Source organism: Streptomyces sp. P17, from assembly GCF_032436805.1.
GTDB lineage: Bacteria > Actinomycetota > Actinomycetes > Streptomycetales > Streptomycetaceae > Streptomyces.
Window position 1 is genome coordinate 1 of the sequence record NZ_JAVRBF010001597.1, and the last position, 229, is coordinate 229.

Consider the following 229-nt stretch of genomic DNA (forward strand, 5'->3'; position numbering starts at 1 on the left):
CGGATTTCCGGCGAGCCCGATTCCATGCGCGAATCGGGTTTTTATTTTTGGCACGATGAGCCTCTACGATAAATTCGGGCGCAAGATCACCGACCAGCACGCGCGCCAGCCGGTGCAGCTCTTCCCACGACAGAACCTCGTCGTGCTCCCAGTAATTTTCTGGATCGGCAGAGCGGCAGTACACGCAGCGGAAGTTGCAGCGGTCCGTGACCGAGATGCGCAGGTCGGT

Annotated in this window: 1 pseudogene; it reads right to left on the reverse strand. The window is 59.4% G+C overall.

The annotated features are described in order from the left end of the window. Positions 1 to 229 (reverse strand): annotated as a pseudogene (locus RMT89_RS45790) (hypothetical protein); the annotation flags it as partial.